This window comes from Paenibacillus taichungensis (assembly GCF_003287275.1).
In the GTDB taxonomy this organism is placed as follows: domain Bacteria; phylum Bacillota; class Bacilli; order Paenibacillales; family Paenibacillaceae; genus Paenibacillus; species Paenibacillus taichungensis_A.
In genome coordinates, this window is the sequence record NZ_QEVW01000005.1 from 231,366 (window position 1) to 249,431 (window position 18,066).

15 protein-coding genes are annotated in these 18,066 nt (G+C 45.6%); 4 read left to right on the forward strand and 11 right to left on the reverse strand.

Annotated features, from left to right (window positions below; translation table 11 throughout):
- Positions 1-38: 38 nt before the first annotated feature.
- Together DC345_RS06205 and DC345_RS06210 are read right to left on the reverse strand one after the other, a co-directional pair.
- On the reverse strand, positions 39-1,136 hold the full coding sequence (locus tag DC345_RS06205; RefSeq protein WP_113052367.1) for a saccharopine dehydrogenase family protein: 1,098 nt from the start codon (positions 1,134-1,136) through the stop codon (positions 39-41).
- Complete coding sequence (locus DC345_RS06210; RefSeq protein WP_113052368.1) at positions 1,120-1,827, reverse strand: class I SAM-dependent methyltransferase; 708 nt, start codon at positions 1,825-1,827, stop codon at positions 1,120-1,122. Before DC345_RS06210 ends, DC345_RS06205 begins: the two co-directional genes overlap by 17 nt.
- Before the next feature lie 129 nt (positions 1,828-1,956).
- Here DC345_RS06210 and DC345_RS06215 point away from each other — a divergent pair, with 129 nt between their 5' ends.
- Positions 1,957-3,072 carry a helix-turn-helix transcriptional regulator gene (locus tag DC345_RS06215; protein ID WP_113052369.1) on the forward strand — a complete coding sequence of 372 codons (1,116 nt, stop codon included), beginning with the start codon at positions 1,957-1,959 and terminating at the stop codon, positions 3,070-3,072.
- Between the two features lie 145 nt (positions 3,073-3,217).
- On the opposite strand, the gene yidC is transcribed toward DC345_RS06215, so the two are convergent.
- The 3 genes from yidC to DC345_RS06230 all read right to left on the reverse strand — a co-directional run bounded on the left by yidC (position 3,218) and on the right by DC345_RS06230 (position 6,110).
- Positions 3,218-4,084, reverse strand: a complete 867-nt coding sequence (yidC, locus tag DC345_RS06220; RefSeq protein ID WP_064638829.1) for a membrane protein insertase YidC — start codon at positions 4,082-4,084, stop codon at positions 3,218-3,220.
- A complete protein-coding gene (locus DC345_RS06225) occupies positions 4,021-4,371 on the reverse strand; it encodes a hypothetical protein (protein ID WP_181586503.1) in 351 nt (116 codons plus the stop codon). The genes yidC and DC345_RS06225 overlap by 64 nt, the downstream gene beginning before the upstream one ends.
- 92 nt (positions 4,372-4,463) lie before the next feature.
- A complete protein-coding gene (locus tag DC345_RS06230; protein WP_181586504.1) occupies positions 4,464-6,110 on the reverse strand; it encodes a DUF4153 domain-containing protein in 1,647 nt (548 codons plus the stop codon).
- 135 nt (positions 6,111-6,245) lie between these two features.
- On the opposite strand from DC345_RS06230, the gene DC345_RS06235 reads away from it, so the two are divergent.
- Positions 6,246-8,021: an ABC transporter substrate-binding protein gene (locus DC345_RS06235; protein WP_113052371.1), complete on the forward strand. Its 1,776-nt coding sequence runs from the start codon at positions 6,246-6,248 to the stop codon at positions 8,019-8,021.
- Positions 8,022-8,082: 61 nt separating this feature from the next.
- Here DC345_RS06235 and DC345_RS06240 read toward each other — a convergent pair whose 3' ends face one another.
- Both DC345_RS06240 and DC345_RS06245 read right to left on the reverse strand, forming a co-directional pair.
- On the reverse strand, positions 8,083-9,432 hold the full coding sequence (locus tag DC345_RS06240) for an FtsW/RodA/SpoVE family cell cycle protein (RefSeq protein ID WP_113052372.1): 1,350 nt from the start codon (positions 9,430-9,432) through the stop codon (positions 8,083-8,085).
- The gene (locus DC345_RS06245; protein ID WP_024631897.1) at positions 9,429-9,764 is read right to left on the reverse strand and encodes a PadR family transcriptional regulator; all 336 of its coding nucleotides are present in this window, start codon (positions 9,762-9,764) and stop codon (positions 9,429-9,431) included. The genes DC345_RS06240 and DC345_RS06245 overlap by 4 nt, the downstream gene beginning before the upstream one ends.
- A gap of 298 nt (positions 9,765-10,062) precedes the next feature.
- On the opposite strand from DC345_RS06245, the gene DC345_RS06250 reads away from it, so the two are divergent.
- A complete protein-coding gene (locus DC345_RS06250) occupies positions 10,063-10,647 on the forward strand; it encodes a P-loop nucleotide/nucleoside kinase family protein (RefSeq protein WP_113052373.1) in 585 nt (194 codons plus the stop codon).
- Between the two features lie 175 nt (positions 10,648-10,822).
- Here the strand turns inward: DC345_RS06250 and DC345_RS06255 are convergent, their stop codons facing one another.
- From DC345_RS06255 to DC345_RS06270, 4 genes are all read right to left on the reverse strand, one after another.
- Positions 10,823-12,979, reverse strand: a complete 2,157-nt coding sequence (locus DC345_RS06255; protein WP_113052374.1) for a cytoplasmic protein — start codon at positions 12,977-12,979, stop codon at positions 10,823-10,825.
- A gap of 308 nt (positions 12,980-13,287) precedes the next feature.
- Positions 13,288-14,253, reverse strand: a complete 966-nt coding sequence (locus DC345_RS06260) for a sugar phosphate isomerase/epimerase family protein (RefSeq protein WP_113052375.1) — start codon at positions 14,251-14,253, stop codon at positions 13,288-13,290.
- Between the two features lie 72 nt (positions 14,254-14,325).
- Positions 14,326-15,531 (reverse strand): ROK family transcriptional regulator, encoded by a 1,206-nt coding sequence (locus DC345_RS06265; RefSeq protein ID WP_113052376.1) that lies wholly within the window; start codon positions 15,529-15,531, stop codon positions 14,326-14,328.
- A gap of 223 nt (positions 15,532-15,754) precedes the next feature.
- Complete coding sequence (locus DC345_RS06270) at positions 15,755-16,594, reverse strand: YitT family protein (protein WP_113052849.1); 840 nt, start codon at positions 16,592-16,594, stop codon at positions 15,755-15,757.
- A 376-nt stretch (positions 16,595-16,970) separates the two neighbouring features.
- Here DC345_RS06270 and desA point away from each other — a divergent pair, with 376 nt between their 5' ends.
- Entirely contained in the window at positions 16,971-18,029 is a 1,059-nt protein-coding gene (desA, locus tag DC345_RS06275) for a Delta(5) desaturase DesA (protein ID WP_113052377.1), read from the forward strand.
- The last annotated feature ends 37 nt before the right edge of the window (positions 18,030-18,066 follow it).

Below are 18,066 nucleotides of genomic sequence, written 5' to 3' on the forward strand. Positions count from 1 at the left end.
GAGCCTGAGCAAAAAAATGATCCAACCACATATATGATTTACGTGATCTTCGTTGTTACTTTCAATGGAAAACGAAGTGCTTCCTGAACATGCTGCAAGGAAAGGCATTGTTCAATGTGATAGACACCATGCGGCAGTTCCGTCCGATACATTCGCTCCGCTACTGCCGCCGCAACTGCTGCTGTTGCATCTGCTTCACGTTCGCCAATCAGCAGCTGCTCGACATGGACTTGTTTGCCCTTTTTCCATCCCACTGCATCTACCTTAACTGCATACATCGGCTCCCCTCCGGGAATAACCCCAAAAGCCTTAACCGTACCATTACGAAGGGAGGGAATACGAAGTAGTGTGAACAGCCCCATACGTTTCGAGATTGCCATGGATCTGGTCATCCAACGGGAATCGAGACATAACCGGGTGGACACCGTCGGAATACGAAGTGTACGAGCAACGACGTGTTGATCCGAAAAGTTAAACCGATACGCTTTCCTGCGGCCCAGGTCTGCACCAAAATCAATCCATTTCCCATCGTGAAAGCTTTGCACTTCAGCTGGTTTACCCTTTTTCATGACCTGATAGGTTGCATTCATCTGATCCACAGTCCACTCTACCGCGGCTTTCCCGTGTTTCTCACCCAGTCCCAGCATGACGGTAATGTCCGCTTCGTCCACTTGATCCATATGGGCACCTGCTTCACGCACAAGCAGATTGGTCACACCAGGCGACAGTCCCACACTAAGCATGGCTGTTGCTTTGGAACGCTGCATTTTGGAATGCAGCTGTTCGACCTGACCCAGAAAGTCATAATTGGCTGAAATATCGATATAATCTGTCCCTGCTTTCGCACAAGCCTCGACAAATCGGGTATCCGTCTGGTCCACACACATGACCACCAACTTGACCGATTGAAGCACAACAGGGTCAATCGCTTTTCGCACATCTAATTGAAGCGGATGGACTATACCACCCGTAGATCGACTGAATTCCTCAGCCCGATTCATCCGCGTACCTGCCGCCCATACCTTGCCGGGAAACGAGCGTCCCAGCTGCGTACATATCATTTGCCCCACCTGACCATATCCGCCAACAACCCAAATCTGATCTTTCACAGACTCTATTTTAGATTCGATTTGCATAATATCCCTCCACCCAGAATGCTCCGAAATAACGTGTAATGTGCGAGAACCCGCATCCTTTCATTAGCTCTATCATTTGTTCAGATGAGATGGGATCCGACTCTCGGCCAAGTGAAGCTGCAAACCGCTCCCATTCTTCAGGCTGAATCCCATTACTTAACATGTGTTCCTGCCAGGCTTGCATCATGGTTGGATATACAGGCGAATGAAGATCGGCATTCACTGCTGCAATAATGAGTGGCGCCCCAGGCTTGAGTCTGGCCGCTAGATTGGACAGAAACCGTCTTTTGGACTCGATCCCCTGAATAAAATGCAGCATTAGCATACTTGTCGCCCCGTCGTAGACCTCATCTTCCGGTAACGCTTCAAGCGTCATGGATTTAAGTTGCACTCTGGCGTCGATACCCGTTTCCTGGATTCTACGTTCTGCTAACTGAAGCATCGGCTGGGAAGGATCTACTCCAGTAAATGTCCATCCCGCATGGCGAGAACCAAGCACAGATATTTCCTTACCTCCACCCGCTCCGACAATTAGTATTTCAGCTTGGTTGTTATCTGTGATAGAAGCGGCAAGTAGCCGCTCCATCAGATCATGCATATGAGAATAACCCGGAATTTTCAAGGCTATTGATTGTTCGTAACGGTTTTCATCCGCCGTATCCCAGCTCATAGGGGGTTGATTGTGGTCCATTGATACTACACTCCTCGTGGATTCAAGTTAGACTTGACTCTTCGTTCGTCTAATTTCATTATAAAAGGATACGCAGAGCGTACAATCCCAGAACAATGGGATATCTGCAGGAGGAGAGGAGAAAGCTTTATGACATCACGTATGGAACGGAACCAGCGACTCATTACTTCTCTCGAAAAAGGAACCTGGACCTCGCGCACCTACCGGGAAGCTGTACTAAAACAAATTCAGAATATCGTTCCCTATGACGCGTATTGCTTCACAACGGTTGATCCACAGACTCTTCTCTCAACGGGTGCCGTGACGGAAGACGGCATTGAAGCCATTCATGATCGACTTTTCGTTAATGAATACATGGAAGAAGATATACATAAGTATGCTGATTTGGTTCGCAGCGGTGAATATACAGCGATTCTTCATGCATCGATAAGCGAAAACCCTGTACCAAGCGCCCGATATCATAACATCCTTCAACCAGCAGGTTTCGGTGATGAACTTCGGGCTGTACTGGTCAGTGGCGGAGCCTGTTGGGGCTATTTAACCCTATATCGCAAAACGGAACAACCCGTATTCACGGAAGAGGAGCGACTAAGCATTCAGGCCTGGACACCTTCAATTGCATTGATGTTACGATCCACAAGTCTGACTCTTGTGGACGAGATTAAAAGCGGAAGTCCCTCGGACCCAGGTATTATGATTACATCGGACGCTTTCGAGCTGTTATCCGTGAATGCTGCCGCTCAGTATTGGCTGTCGCAATTACGTTTACTGGAGCATGTGGGACCCGATGTATTGCCCCGCCCAGTCCGTGCAGTCAGCTCGCATTTACAGCGTCAGCTTCGTACAGATTCCGATCTGATGGTTGCGCAAGAACCTATCCTTCATTCGCCTTCCAAAGTTTGCATTCAACTCCAGGATGGCCGTTACCTTGTGCTTCATGCCAGCCGCATGCAACAGTTTTCAGGTCCGGATCAGATTGCAATCAGGCTTGAACAGGCGATGCCGCAGGACTTACTGCCTTTACTCGCCGAGAGTCATGGGTTGTCCATTCGGGAACGGGAACTATTGGGTTACGTGCTGCGCAGTTATTCTTCCAAAGAAATTGCGGAAGCGATGCATATATCAGCCTACACGGTACAGGATCATTTAAAATCCATTTTCGCCAAAACAGACGTATCCTCCCGCCGTGAGCTAATCTGGTATTTTGTATCCCGTTTCCAGTTGTCTGATGAACCAGCTATTTGAATGTTATAACCCTGGACATACAAAAAGATGCCTTGTCCCATGGGACAAGGCATCTTTGCGCTACATTATGGTGAAGAACATCAGTTATATCAACACATACGTTATATTTATACGATTCTACTGCACCATTCTCATAAGTGCAAACTTAGGACTTAGCGGGCTTCGCAGGTTTGATGTTTTTGTTCTTCACCTGCACAGCCACGGGCTCTTGCGGGTGTTCAACCGGATACAATTTGCGGAACAACAACGTCTGCAAGACCAGGAATGAACCGCCGATCGTCCAATACAGCGGCATCGCTGCAGGTGCCGAAAGCGAGAAAAAGGCCATCATCAAAGGAGAGATATATCCCATGATTGCGAATTGTTTTCGCTGTTCCGGCGCCATATTGGCTTGCGAAACCTTGGCTTGGATCAGATAAATTATTGCTACCACGACTGCAAGCACATAGTCAGGCGCTCCTAATTTGAACCATAGAAAGGAGTGGGAAGATAGCTCCGGCGTAAGCCGGATAGCCGTGTAGATACCTGACAAAATGGGCAACTGAATTAGCAGTGGCAAGCATCCAATATTCAGCGGATTGAATTTGTGCTTTTTGTAGAGCTCCATCGTTTCCTGGGAAAGCTTCTGCTTATCGGCTGGGTCGTTTTTGCCCTCATACTTTTTCTTGAGCGCATCCATCTCCGGCTTCATAGCATTCATGATCACTCGGGTGCCTTGCTGAGATTTGGCTTGTCGCATCATCAATGGCAACAACGCAAGACGGATAACGAGGGTAATCACAATAATGGCTACCCCATAACTTCCATTAAATATCGTTGCGATGTGCTGAATAAGATACGACAGTGGAAATACAACATAATGGTTAAAGAACCCTGGTGTTGATGAATTAATCTCGGAGACGTTGTTACTGCATCCAGCCAGTAGCATAACTGCAAAAAGAATTGCAATCAGGCCATAGATCCGTCCCTTGCCAGATGTAAAAGTGAACCCCTTGCTTGTCTTATGTTCCATATATATCCTCCTCGTTGTTTTGTAGAAAGTACATACAACGAGGGATGGCAATCTGGTTCATCTTCATCCGGGGATTCTCTTCGTCTGACGATTCGACTTAACGCTTCAGGTCTGTGTTGTCCGTCCAAGGACAAGGTTGGCAATCCAGGTTCCAGACCACCTCCGGCTCCACCTTCCATCCAGTACTCTGTAATGCCGCAATGCAGATGGGCAATATAAGCATAACTGACGGTAAAAATGAGGCCGAGTGAAAATATATACGGTATCAATTCCTGAAGTTCAAACAAGGGATTCACCCCCTTTATAGGTTAGTTTTTATAGTATAACACTTACATATTGATTTTGCATAAATTCATTGCTGGAAAACAGGTAGATGAATTCACTCCATTCTCCATTTGGACAATTCTAGCTTAGCTCTATGTCTTGCCATATTAAAAGAAGTCCATGAACTCTCTGCTTCACCCAAGTCGAAGTTGGCTTGACGATCCAACATCTCCCCTTTCAAATCCGGGTACTCCCTCTGGGCAAACTCTCGCAATAGCGGAACGGCATCTGCAGATAAACTCGCCAAGTAGGATGCATCAATAATGCCTGTCTCATGATATCGTGCAATATTGAGCTCCGCAATCCGTTTATCCATACCCACATAATTGACTGTCACATAGGCTGTAAGGGACAGTACAATATACCAGCGGATCAACGGTATGGATGTATAACGGATTCGAAGAGCTGCAATAAGCAGCAGCAGGGCCAGAAAAATCATAAATGCATGTACGAGAAATCGAATGTAGGTGTATCCGTAAGCCTGTTCATACAGGTTGAGGCGTATAAACGCCGAGTACAGCATGATAGCGGAACAAGCCACCAGTATAGAGAGCAGCACCTGATGCACAACAGAACCTATTTTGCCGCTTGAACGGGTGAACTGAAGAGCGATGATCAGGATGAAAAAATTAATGCCTGTTACCAGTATCAGCTCCACAAATCCACTTCTTGCATACTCCGCATAAGACAAGTCTGACGGAAGATGCCCCTCACCCGCTCCAAAAAGATAAGAAAATTGTACAAGCACAAACAGAACGTACACACAGTTAATAACCAGCAGCATCGTGCCCACAATGACGGGGTCCAATCTAAAAGGTCCACGATGAGCTTGAGAATGAATCGTCTCAGGTGCGATTTTATTTACTTGCTTATCCCCTATGATTGAGTTCGAGGAAGGATTCTCTTGTATGAAATTCACGGAAACGTCTTCTCGCTTTTCGATTTCTGAAGCAACCGTAATTACTTTTCCATTTTTCCAATGTGCATTCTCTCTTTTCTGCACTTCATATTGCATCGGCTGCACGAATCCCCATACGTAACTGAACAATAAAACGCCCGCGATGAGAATCCAGATCATTCTCGGTAGCCCTGGTGTCAGTGTCAGTTGATTTAACCATTCCGGAAAACCAGATAAATACTGATTAAAAATTCCATCTGCAGAGGAGAGCAGTGCTATTACCACGATGAGGATGGGAACGGATGCGATAAGGCCAATGAATACTTTGAAAGCAGCCGTTTTCTGTGTTTTGCCCAATCCCCGCCCTCCTGTTTTCACCACAATACTTGCAACAGTTCCCCAATGACGGATGGATTGTGGCAGCAAATGGTCCAAGGCGGTACCGATCAATTCAATATTCCACCATTGTCTCTGTTTTCTGCCGACTAGATAAGTCATATGTAAGATAATAAGCCCTGGTACGACCAGGAAATTAAGTATACGCAGCGGTTTATTGTCGTATAACAGAAACGTCAGCGCCAGCATCAGCACCACCCCAGCCACAAAAGCATTAATCATGGTCAATGGCCGCATACGGTCTCTGGCAAACAAGAACATAAAGCCATAAAAGAGGATAACAAAGATGGGATAAGAAACACCAGGTTCCTTACCATAAAACAAATACTGATGAATGATAGCTAACATGAATGCCGATAGTAGCGTAATTAAAGCGCGATTGGGTGAAGCCATTATCTTATCAATCATGGGAAATACCTCCATTAACTTTCTAGGTTTAATTCTAGATGATAAAATAAGAATATAAATAGAAATTAAAAACGATAAAACTTCTTATTTTATAATATGATGCATCAGCTACAACCTCCAGGAGGAATCTAAACCTTGAAATTACATCAGCAATATTTGCTGCTCCATAGCCAGTTTGGTCAACTTGCAGAGCATGAAGTAACGCTTTCTGACCTTGCGAAACTGCTTGAGTGTACACACCGTAACACATTAACGATCGTCAAAAAAATGATTGCCCAAGACTGGATACGGTGGGTGTCCCAGCGCGGACGTGGACGGCGTTCTACACTCACCCTGCTTGTTCCGGCTGATCAAATTGCTGCAGAATACATGATGCAGGCCATGAATCGCCGCGAGTTGCAGCAAGCCGCCGAACAGGTTGGTGCTTATTCTAGTTCTACGACAATGCAGGATCACCTAAACCAGTGGCTGCTTGGTTATTCTGGACACCATACGGAAGCTGGTAGCCATTATGAGCGAATTGATACGCTCAGGTTACCGATCCGCCAACAACTGCATGCGCTTGATCCTCTTTTTATCAATTTGCTGGCAGAATCTTTTGTCACCAGTCATGTGTTCGACGGGCTGGTTCAACGTAATGAACATGGAGAGATTGTTCCTTGTCTGTCTCATACCTGGGATGTCAGTTCAGACCGGAAAACATGGTTCTTTTATTTGCGTAAAGGGATTACTTTTCACAATGGACATCTGCTGACAGCCGCGGATGTGGTGTATACATTTGAACGACTGCAATCCACAGAACGGCGGACATTATACCGCGATGTGAGCAAACAAATTCTATCGCTTGAAGCAGCAGATCCCTTGACCGTTTGTTTCAAACTCAAAGCACCTCACGAATTGTTTTTGCCCTTTCTTTCTACGAGCCGTGCAGCGATTGTTTCACAAGCCACGTACAGGCAACATAGAGATGGAGACAAGGAACCAGATGTACCGAATACCATGCAAAAGCCTATAGGAACCGGGCCTTTCAAGGTTACAACCTGGGATGATCACCTGTGCAGACTTGAAGCTTTTCCAGTATATTTTCAAGGCAGAGCGCATCTGGACCGAGTAGATATTCTACAAATTCCGTGGAGTGCTCCTGCACATTTGGATGAAAAGCAAGATATCGAATCTCCTTTCTTCCACCTTGTTCATAATCCATCCTCGTCTGAGGGTAGGGACTGGACACAGATTAGTGCAGGCGTGATGGTACGCAAACTACTCACTTGTAATACACAAAAAACCGGACCGCTAAGCGATCCGGATGTAAGAGCACATGTTCATGCGTGTATTACTAAATTGTATGGGAATGGCATGAATGAAAGTAATGGTGATTCAGGAGATGCTGATAAAGTGTTGATGCACGCAGAAGAATTGACTTATCTGTCTCAGCACCCCACTTTTGAGCTACCTATCCCTTTGCACATCACAACCATTCCTCAGTATCGGATGGATGCTAGACGTTTGGCATCGTCATTGGAAATGTACGGCTTCACATGTACTGTCCGCATAGGCACGATGGAGCAATTCAAAGGCAACCTGAGACTGGAATCCGATCTGATTCTCTTCTCCCTGATTCGGGACCGGGACGAAGAATTACGCAGATACGATCTCTATCTCACTTTATCCGAACATCTGGAGGACTCTTCCAAGAAGAGTGTTCAAGAGATGCTGCAAACCGTTGTTTCTTCCCAAATATCCGCGGACCGAACTGCCGAATTGGATCAGATCGAAAAATTTCTGGTGCAGCAGAGTTTATTGTTCCATTTAACTGAAAAACCTGTGGAGACGGCCTACCTGCCTTCCGTTCGCGGCCTCTCCTTCAACAGCCAGGGATGGGTAAACCTCCGGCACATCTGGTTTCCGTGAATGCTCGTTAAACGAGCATAACAATCCATTCGTTTCAAGATGCGGTAATGATTTTGGATACTTATGAACTGGTCATTGGGTCGGCATCCACTTTCTGCCGTATTTCTTCATTTCTCTTCGAAATGGTATCCTTCCGACGATAAATACCGAGAAGTAAACCGAGCATGGCATAATCAAACATCAGGTGATTTCCGTATCCAATAAAAGGAAAAGAAATACTTAGGATTGGAACCTTCCCGGTAGTCATCGCCAACGAATAGATGATTTGCAATGCAAACACGGCGGTGATACTGACAATAATCATACGACCAAAATCATCCCGGATGCGAGGAAGCGTCTTCACCATACTGGCAACAAACCAGATGATACCCACCAATAACAGTATCCCGGCTGACCAGCCAAACACATCAATAAGCAGCACACCTGGGTAATTATAATAACTCGTTTTAAACATGTCGAACGTTGTATTAACCCCATTACCCCACCAGCCGGATGATCGAATAACTTCAATAATGGAATTGTTGCTATAGCCACTCCCGTTAGGGTCATCCTGAAGATTCAAAACGACAGACAGCCTCTTCAGGCGGCCGTTTTGATCTGCAAAAAACAATAACAATAAAAAAATACTTCCTGTTATAGCAGCACCTACGACGGTATAAAGCCATTTTCGCGTGAGCCAACCAAATAAAATAATGGACATTGTGCCAAACAGAAACATGCGAACCCAGTCCGACATTTGAAACAATAGCACTACAGGTAACGCTACCATAGCAGTGTAGGTCAATATGGATTGCATATTGCAATTGGCACGAAGCTTGTCCAGCATAATGGCACCTATAGCAATTGGCAAAATCCACACTGAAGCTGTGGTTAGGTCTATTGTTAAGCCAAATAAGCTCCAATACCTGCTATTACCATAAAAATCTGTAGTTATCATTGGACTGATCCACAACATGACATTAAGCAGAATATAGTTCCACCAGGCCGCTCTTTTCAACTTACGATAATCAAAGTAGATAAAGAACAACATCATCATTACACCTATAACGGTATACACCACATGCCCCCGATATAAGGGATGATACTTTTCATCTGTAACATTGGTTGTAAAAATCCACATTAACAATAGACTAACTGTAGCCAATCCAATTAGTCCAACTAACAGCCCCCAATGCATGCGATGACGATGCAATCTGTGCATACTTTTGCCCACCACTGCGGGATCACCCATCTGCTCAATGGCGTATGCAGCTGCCTCTTCCTGGCTCAGTCCCTCCTGTTCCTTGTCCAACATCATTTCTTCCATGTGGTTGCCAAACTCATCACGCAGATCAGTATGTACTTCACGTGCCTTAACCTGACTACACAGTTGATCAAGATAATGTTTAATCTTCTCATGTCGATCCGTCATGTTAAGCCCCCCTCCCCAAGCACCCGATCCACTGCACCGCGGAATAAAAGCCACTCGGCTTTTTTATGCTGTAACGCCTCCACACCCTTGTCACAAATGGAATAATATTTACGTTTCCTACCTTCAACCTCCATCCAGTAAGACTCCACCCAACCCTCAAGCTCCATCGCGTGCAGAATGGGATATAACGTACCTTCCTTTAAATTAAATACACCTTCGGATTGACGATGGAGTTCCTTGATCAATTCATAACCGTAAAGCGGCTGTTCCTTCAATAACGTAAGAATCAATGTCTCCGTGCTGCCTTTAATCATTTGTTTGTTTACCTGCACAGCTGTCACTCCCTTTTGTTCATGCTTCAACGTCCAAAAACAACAACCACTTTTACCACACTTTTTAAAACTTCTAATGAACCTAAAAAACCACTCGGTTATATACATCGGAAATCTATGCATAGTAAAACTAGGTATAATATTACCTGATCCTTCCTTTTCTGTCTAGCTATCTATTGAAGGCGTTTATGATAAAATAAACAAGTCCTTTCACACCAGAGGGGTCATCATGAATATCTTATTCGTACTCACATATTACATATTCTTTCTATCGATTATAAGGAGGCAATTTCAAACCATGAGCAAACTGATTTTCTTTCTTGGCGGGGCCGGGAGCGGCAAAACAACTCTTGCCAAAGCCCTCTCGCGTAAACATAAAGCTGCTTTTTTGGATATGGATATCCTGCTGCGTCCTGCTGCTGAAGCCATCATGACCCTGCAGGGACTCGATCCATCCGATCGGGATTCACCGGAATACAAACGGCTGTGCCGTGATTTGGGATACCGTATTACGATGGATGCTGCATTGGACAATGTGCAATTGGGTATCGATACGGTGGTTGTGGGACCCTTCACCAAAGAAATCGGAACTCCGGACTGGATCGAGCAGGAACTCGCACGGATTGGACGTTCCCTGGATGATACAGATGTACGTGTGGCCTATATTTATCTTGCAAATGAAGCGTTGTATCGTGAGCGAATTACAGCCAGACAATCACCCCTGGATGAGTGGAAGCTGGAGAACTGGGATGCCTTCACAGCTTCACTTGCCCGTAAGCAAGTAGCCTGGCCATTGCCCGCCCTCGCCGTGGCTTATATCGATAATTCCGATGAGAACCCTGATATCGCTTTTGCTGAAGTCGAACAACGAATGTACGAATAAAATGTGAATTGAATGGAATGACCTTGAACTTCTCCATTCTCTTTTCATGCTGCTTATATGCTCAATAAAACTAATTCACACCCAAAAGGGGTACTTGTCATGGTGACCCGCTTAGGTCCAACGTGACAAATACCCCTTTTACAATGATCTATGGCCCAAAATCCAAACCTACATGTTACAAAAACTGCTCCACAATATAGTCCTGCTCCAGAGGTGTAATCACGGTGCGCTCCACGGGTGGGCCTTCTGTCAAATACTCTGCCACCTCAGCCACACGAATCGACTCCAGTTCCGCTGTAAATACGAGATTGGCCATCCCTAATGTCTCAACTAATGTTCCCCGCGCTTTAGCGTGAAGCATGAATAAGGTATATAAATCGGGACGTTTCAACTCCGTCATTGCCCGAGCGATCAAAGCCACATCGGCTTTGTTGTTCTCCACCGGATGATGCACTTTAGACTGTCTTTTCAAGTCAAGATCGCACCACAAAATGCGCCGCTCCTGTACATCAATAATGGCTGGAATACAATTACGGGAATCTGCCGTCAGATCGATTCGCTCCTGCACCGTTGAAGGTTCGAATATTTCATCCGACTGTGGCGCCTGACGCATCATCCAGCCAGCATAACACTCCAGCAAATCCTTGATGACATTATCCCTGAATGCGTTAACCATGATTACAATATAACGTGCGCCTAACTTAGAAATGGATGGCAAATGCAGATCCATATACTTCGCCGCTCCATCCGGTGCAGTCACCTTAAGCCCGCTATTTGCAGCTACATATTCACTCGATTGCAGAGGGGTCCGGAATGTTTGGTCCATATAACGCCAATCCTCATCATACAGCACTCCTGACAGATCGGTATTCACACATTCGATTCGCTCCTCACCGCCCAAGCCTTCTCTCCACAACAGAAAAAAACGAACGGTATCTCCTGCGGGTAACGATATCCATGACGCACGCGATAGAGCTCGAAGAGATTCGCTTGCCCTTCGTTCTCCCGATGGAACCGAAAACTCTTGAAGTCTTTCATCAATATAGACATTACCGAGTGAAGGTAACTTGGCAAACCGTTTCAACAATGTATGTTCTACCGCAGATATTACCTTATGAACATCCTCAACATTGAGATGAGGCAATGGCTGAGTGGAGACATACAGATTTGCCATGTTACCTTTTGGGAAAAAGTTCCTCCTGACCTGAAGCTCCGTCCGTGTGCTGAAGTGGGCCAACACTCGAAGCAGCGCCCTTGTCGATACCTTTTCTTCCACAGTTTCCATTTTGCCGATCACTTGCTGTACCGCAACACCGGAACGTATCATTCGGTCCAGCTGACCGACCATCTCTCCCGGACGTTCGGCGAGCGTCTCCAGAATAAGCTGGTTTTCTTTCTGTTCAAATGCCCGCTCCACTCTGCCATGAAAGGTAAGCGGTCGTTCCCCATGTCGCAATTGGTCCAGCACCGCTAATGCCTCTGGATAACGGTGAAGATATTCACCCGGATGTAGTCGCTCGGCCAATCTCTTCCAGCGCTCTTTATATTGAAACAAATCTTCCAACGGGATTGAAGCACCCTCCAATAAAGCAAGTATGATCCGACGTTCAAATCGGGTAAATGAACGGAAACGGGTCATCTCCTTCAGACTGACATCTCCATCGGAACACGCCACCGCCAGCCGCAATATATCTGTTGCCGAGTGCAAATGTCGCTGGAATTGCTCCACCGAAGCACGCCCCGCCTTTAATAAAGCCGCACAATAAACGGCTGCATTTTCCCCTACTGGTATTTGCCCTGCTTCTGGCTCAAATGCGACCCAGCCTTCGTACTTGGTCGCAAACCAGATCAACTGCTCTCTTGCAACTAGCGATAACGCAGATTTCGCTGTAAGCAGGTTCATTCCCACTTGGTTAAAATCTGCTTCACTGCCGAGATGAATCACACGCAGTCGCAGCTTGTTGAGCAGTAATATGCGCTGCTCCTGCTCCTTTTCAAGAAGCTGCTGTCTCCATGAATACATCAGAGCATTTAAATAAAACTTACTTTCCTGAATATTCATTTTTCGCTTGGGAAATCTCGGATACACGAGGGTTTCCTTTAAATGGATTCCTTTTATCTGTTCAAGCTCTTCCATCAGTCGCTCGAACCAGGAAATGAATCTATCACGTTCCCAGGTGCGCAGCACCTCTATCAGATTCGTCGAAAACGTATATCCCAGCGATTCCAAATTTCTCAGTGCAGTCGCCAATATACGCACAGGCAGCTTGCCTTTGCGCTCTGCGATGATCACTTTCAAATTCCTGCTGAAATAGATTGAGAATAAGTCCATCAATTGTACTCTCCCACATGACAATAATATATTCAGCATTGGTATAATTGGCCTAGCTTTGTGCCGATTCTTCATATGTATGACACAGTCCAAAAACTAAAAAAATCAGGGAAGCGGCACCCCTAATACCATTGTAAGAGTTCAGAAGGAAGGGATACCATAGCCTGATTAATGCATATTATATCTTATAATTGCAGATTAGAGAATATCACATCGAAAGAGAGCGGCAGAAAACCACTTAACCTGAAAGGTAAGAGTATTCTGACCGCTCTCTTTACATTTATTTATTGTCGCTGTTCACCTGCAAATTATCCGTGCTGACTTGCCGCTTGACGTCCGGCGATACGAGCTGTAATTAACTGATGACTGTCATCAATCTCTTCCGGCGTGCATGCTGCTTTCAACTCATATACTTTGACCGGAGAACGATCAATAATATCCAGAAATGAATCAAAAAACGCCATGTCCTTACTATGGATATACGGACACCAATGATCCGACAAGCCTACCGTCTCATGAATATGGACTCCGACGACATGGTCGATCAATTCGTTTGCTTCGCGTACATTATCATAGAGCCCCATACGGTCCATCATCATCCCGTGACCGATGTCGTACCATAAGCCGAGTGGTGCCCCTTTCATACTGCGGATAATTGCACCCGCCTCCTGCAGCGTCGGCATCTGGTAACAGCGTGATCGGGTCTCAATCCCGAAATTCACCCCGTACCCGCGCTGTTCAGACAACTCACACACTTCTTCCAGACTCTCCTGAATCCTTTTCAGATAATGTGTGCTCACTGCTTCACGCTTCTCTATCATCTCTTGCCACAACGATTGATAGTCCGAGGAGTCCGGCCCTTGATCGTGATATATCTTTTTCAATGCTTCATCAATATTATATTCAAACGGCACCTCACCTGGATGCACGACGACTGCCTTCGCACCATATCGGTGTGCATACTCTGCTGAACCGAGCAGCAGTTCAATGGCGCGCTTACGACGAGGCTCATCGTCGAAACCGAGCAGAACCGAATCGGTTCCATAATCGGTATCTGGTACATGCGGAAACGTGTTGTGCACACTGGATATTCCGATTTCTCCCCGTTCAATCATCGGTTCAATTGTTTGTAACAATTCATTTGTAACGTTATAGTTGAGCTCCACCTGTCTAAACCCTAGAGATTTGATCTCCTCAATCATGCCCTGACCCGTAGTGTGACGTTTGATATTCCAGCAAGTTGAAAATGAATATTCCTTTTTGTCGGTAAACATGGCTTCGTCCTCCTAATATGCGATGTTCAACCCGTTCAATGTCTGATGAATCTTCTCTATTTTCAAATCAGCCTAGTTGATGTTTAATGTTGCCTCTTGCTGAAGACTCCACATCGTTTGTTGTAACGCCACCTGCACTGCTCCGGTCACTACAGCCCGCTCGCCCAGCTCTGAACAGATCAGTTCCGGCTGCGCCGGGAATTGTTCAGATACGATCTGTCTGAGGTGCGGCAATAACACATCCCCGTTTCCCCCAATACCTCCGCCAAGTACAATGAGATGGGGAGCGAGAACGACACAGATATGCCGCAGAGCCGATGCGATCATTTGACTGTATTGTTTCAGAATGTGCACAGCCTGCGTTTCTCCACGTCGGGCAGCTTCGAACAGTTTCTCAGGAGTCTGCTGTTCACGAAGATCTTCTATACCAGAATCAATGTCCTCAAGAAGACTGGCATCCCACTGACGCTTGGCCAGTTCCATCAGACCATCAGCAGACAGGATATCCTCCAATCGACGGCCCTCTTCCAACAACATCTCCGCGAGTTCGCCTGTCAACCCACCCATGCCTCGTAGCAATTGTCCGTTCACCATGATGCCTGCACCCGTTCCAGTACCGATGGAGAAAAAAACAAACAGATTGGAATCCGCTGCGGCTCCCCTCCTGTACTCACCCAGTGCAGCCAGGTTCACATCGTTCTCCAGGATCACTTCACACGAAAATACCCCCGACAATGATTCAAGTGAGAGCAACTTTTCCAATCCCTCTAACGGGGCAACGATTCGGTCAATATCTCCAGATCCCGGGACTACAACACCAGGGATGCCAAAACCAACACATTGAATCTGCTCCCAATTCAATTGGTTTTCCGTCAGTAATTCATCCATATGGCTTCGAAGAACATCAAGGAGAGTCGTCCCCACTCGATCAGCACTTTGAACGAATAACATCGGATACGTTCTGTAATCCATAATCTCACCATTCAGATCAGAGAGTGCGATCCGAATTCGGGTTGCCCCAATATCGATTCCACACACATAATAAGCTGTTTCGTTGAATCGAATGAGTGTTGCTTTGCGACCCTGTGCATTGTCGGCTCTACCGGTTTCCAGCACCAGATTTCGTTCAATCAGATGTTCAATCGCCGACGACACCGTAGGTTTGCTGAGTCCGGTCTGACGACTGATATCTGCCCTGGACATTGCACCAGTTGCGATCAGCGCATCCATGATCAGATTCTCGTTCAGATTGCGGATATATTGAGGTGTGCCAGCCATTTTATCGCCTCCCTGTATAGTTAGTTAAGTTTCTTAACGAATTAAATTTAATATATCATCGGCCTTTATACGTGTACAGCTTTTTGTCTGTATCGGATGATATGATTTCAATATCAAATCCTGAAATCGTCGAGATCATTTAATTTCAACTTTTACACTATATAAATCGAAAAAAGCCGCAGTGATAAACACCGCAGCTCCTTAATTCCTTATATACGCTTCATTACGATTTGGACAATTCGATGAACCCTTCACCAAATACGTCACGCACGTCATGGATCGTTATGAAAGCAATTTCGTCCTCCGCTCGCACAATCTTCTTCAGCATTGGAACTTCTTGTTTGCTAATAACAATATATAAGATCTCTTTCGGGTTCTTTGTATAGTAGCCATGGCCGGACAGAACGGTGACTCCCCGATCCATCTTCTCAATGACCTGTTGAGCAATGGCGTCCTGCTTGGTAGATATAATCGTAACTGCTTTTTTCGGATTGAGCCCTTCAATAATGAACTCCATCGTTTTGGTGCCGACGAACAGCATGACAATCGTACACATCAAACCTTGCGGCCCTATAATGAAGAAAGACGAGAATGCCACGATCAGATCGAAGAATAACAGTCCATAACTGATGTTCCAATCCAGATATTTGTTGGCAAGACGGGCCAGAATAACCGTACCCGCCGTTGTACCACCTACTCTAACAATCAAGCCGATACCCAGACCGGCAAATAATCCACCAAAAATAGTATTAATCCAGAGCTCGTCCGATGCAATCGTCCAGCTCTCGGTCAGGTGCAGGAACAGCGAGTTGAATACCACCGCAATAATGGTATACACGGTTGTCGTTCTGTCCAGAAACTTGTACCCCACAATCAGCAGGATACCATTCAGGAGCAAGTTCATCAGTCCTGGAGACCATTCAAAAAGGTAATACAAAATAATAGTAATCCCTGTAACGCCGCCTTCAGCCAAATCATTCGGGATGACGAACAGGTTTACTGCAAGTGCAAACAGAAATGCACCCGCCATAATAAATAGAATATCCGTTATTCTTTTCTTCATCATGCACTCCATCCAATCCATCAGAAAATCAACCTATCAACCAATTTCATAAGTTGTCATAACCACTCAATGATAGATTCTACCATGCCATGAACAAAATTTGTATACATAATACAAATTGTTGCGCGAATTGTACAAAGGAATTCGAAATCCGTGCTTATTTAGGCTATATAAAGCAGTTTAACTTCATCCACCCATGACAAATGTCATGGGTCGTCATTGATATTCATCATTACAGTGTACTGACGTTTATGACTTACTGTACTGGATGCATTCTTATACAATGATAAAAACGCCTCACTTGGAGACATCTTCCCAGGAAGCGTTAGGTTATAACTGATTACAGTTATTAACCATTGAAGGAGGACGTACGTCAATGAGCAGATCCAAGGAAATGGCGCTAAAAAAAGAAGTCACCCCTTATGAGAAAAACAATCTTCGCCTGAGTATTCAACAATTAGTGAATTCCATACTGCCATTATTATTATTATGGGCCGCAGCGTACTATAGCTTGTCTGTGTCCTACTGGTTAACATTTCCGATTGCTCTCGTAGCCTCGGGATTTGTACTTAGAACGTTTATCATCTTCCATGACTGCTGTCATGGTTCATTCTTTAAAAGCAAACGTGCCAACGACATTCTCGGCACCATTACAGGGGTATTAACCCTGACGCCTTACCTGCAATGGAAAAACGAGCACTCCATTCATCACGCAACCAGCAGCAATCTCGACAAACGTGGTGTTGGCGATATCTGGGTTATGACCGTTGAAGAATACAAAACAGCTTCCCCTTGGGGTCGTCTCTTCTATCGTATTTATCGTAATCCGTTTGTCATGTTTGGTATTGGTCCCATTTATGTATTCCTGTTCGCTTACCGTTTTAACCGTAAAGGTGCAAGACGCAAAGAACGTATGAATACTCATCTGACTACAGTGTTAATCGTAGCCCTCTATGCCTCCATGTGTTGGTTGATCGGCTGGCAGGCTTTTGTACTGGTGCAAGCACCCGTATTTTTCTTCTCCGGTTTCTTCGGTATCTGGCTGTTTTACGTACAGCATCAATTCGAAGATACGTATTTTGAACATGAAGATGAGTGGAGTTATGTAAAAGCAGCTGTAGAAGGTAGCTCATATTACAAACTGCCGAAACTGCTGCAATGGATTAGTGGCAATATCGGGTTCCACCATGTGCATCACTTGAGCCCACGTGTTCCCAACTATTATTTGGAAGAAGCACATAACGCAACACCGCCTTTGCAGAAGGCAACAACGATTACACTGCGTTCCAGTCTGGCTGCCCTGCGCTTCCGTCTGTGGGACGAAGAATCCAAGCGTTTCATCAGCTTCGGCGAGATCAAAACGTTATCCCGCAAGCCTTACGTTCAACCGCCTATTCGAGTAAACAACCAAGCGGGTCTGACAGAGAAGCCTTAACTCTGTCGGATTCGTTTTCTTGTATTCAGGCTAAAGT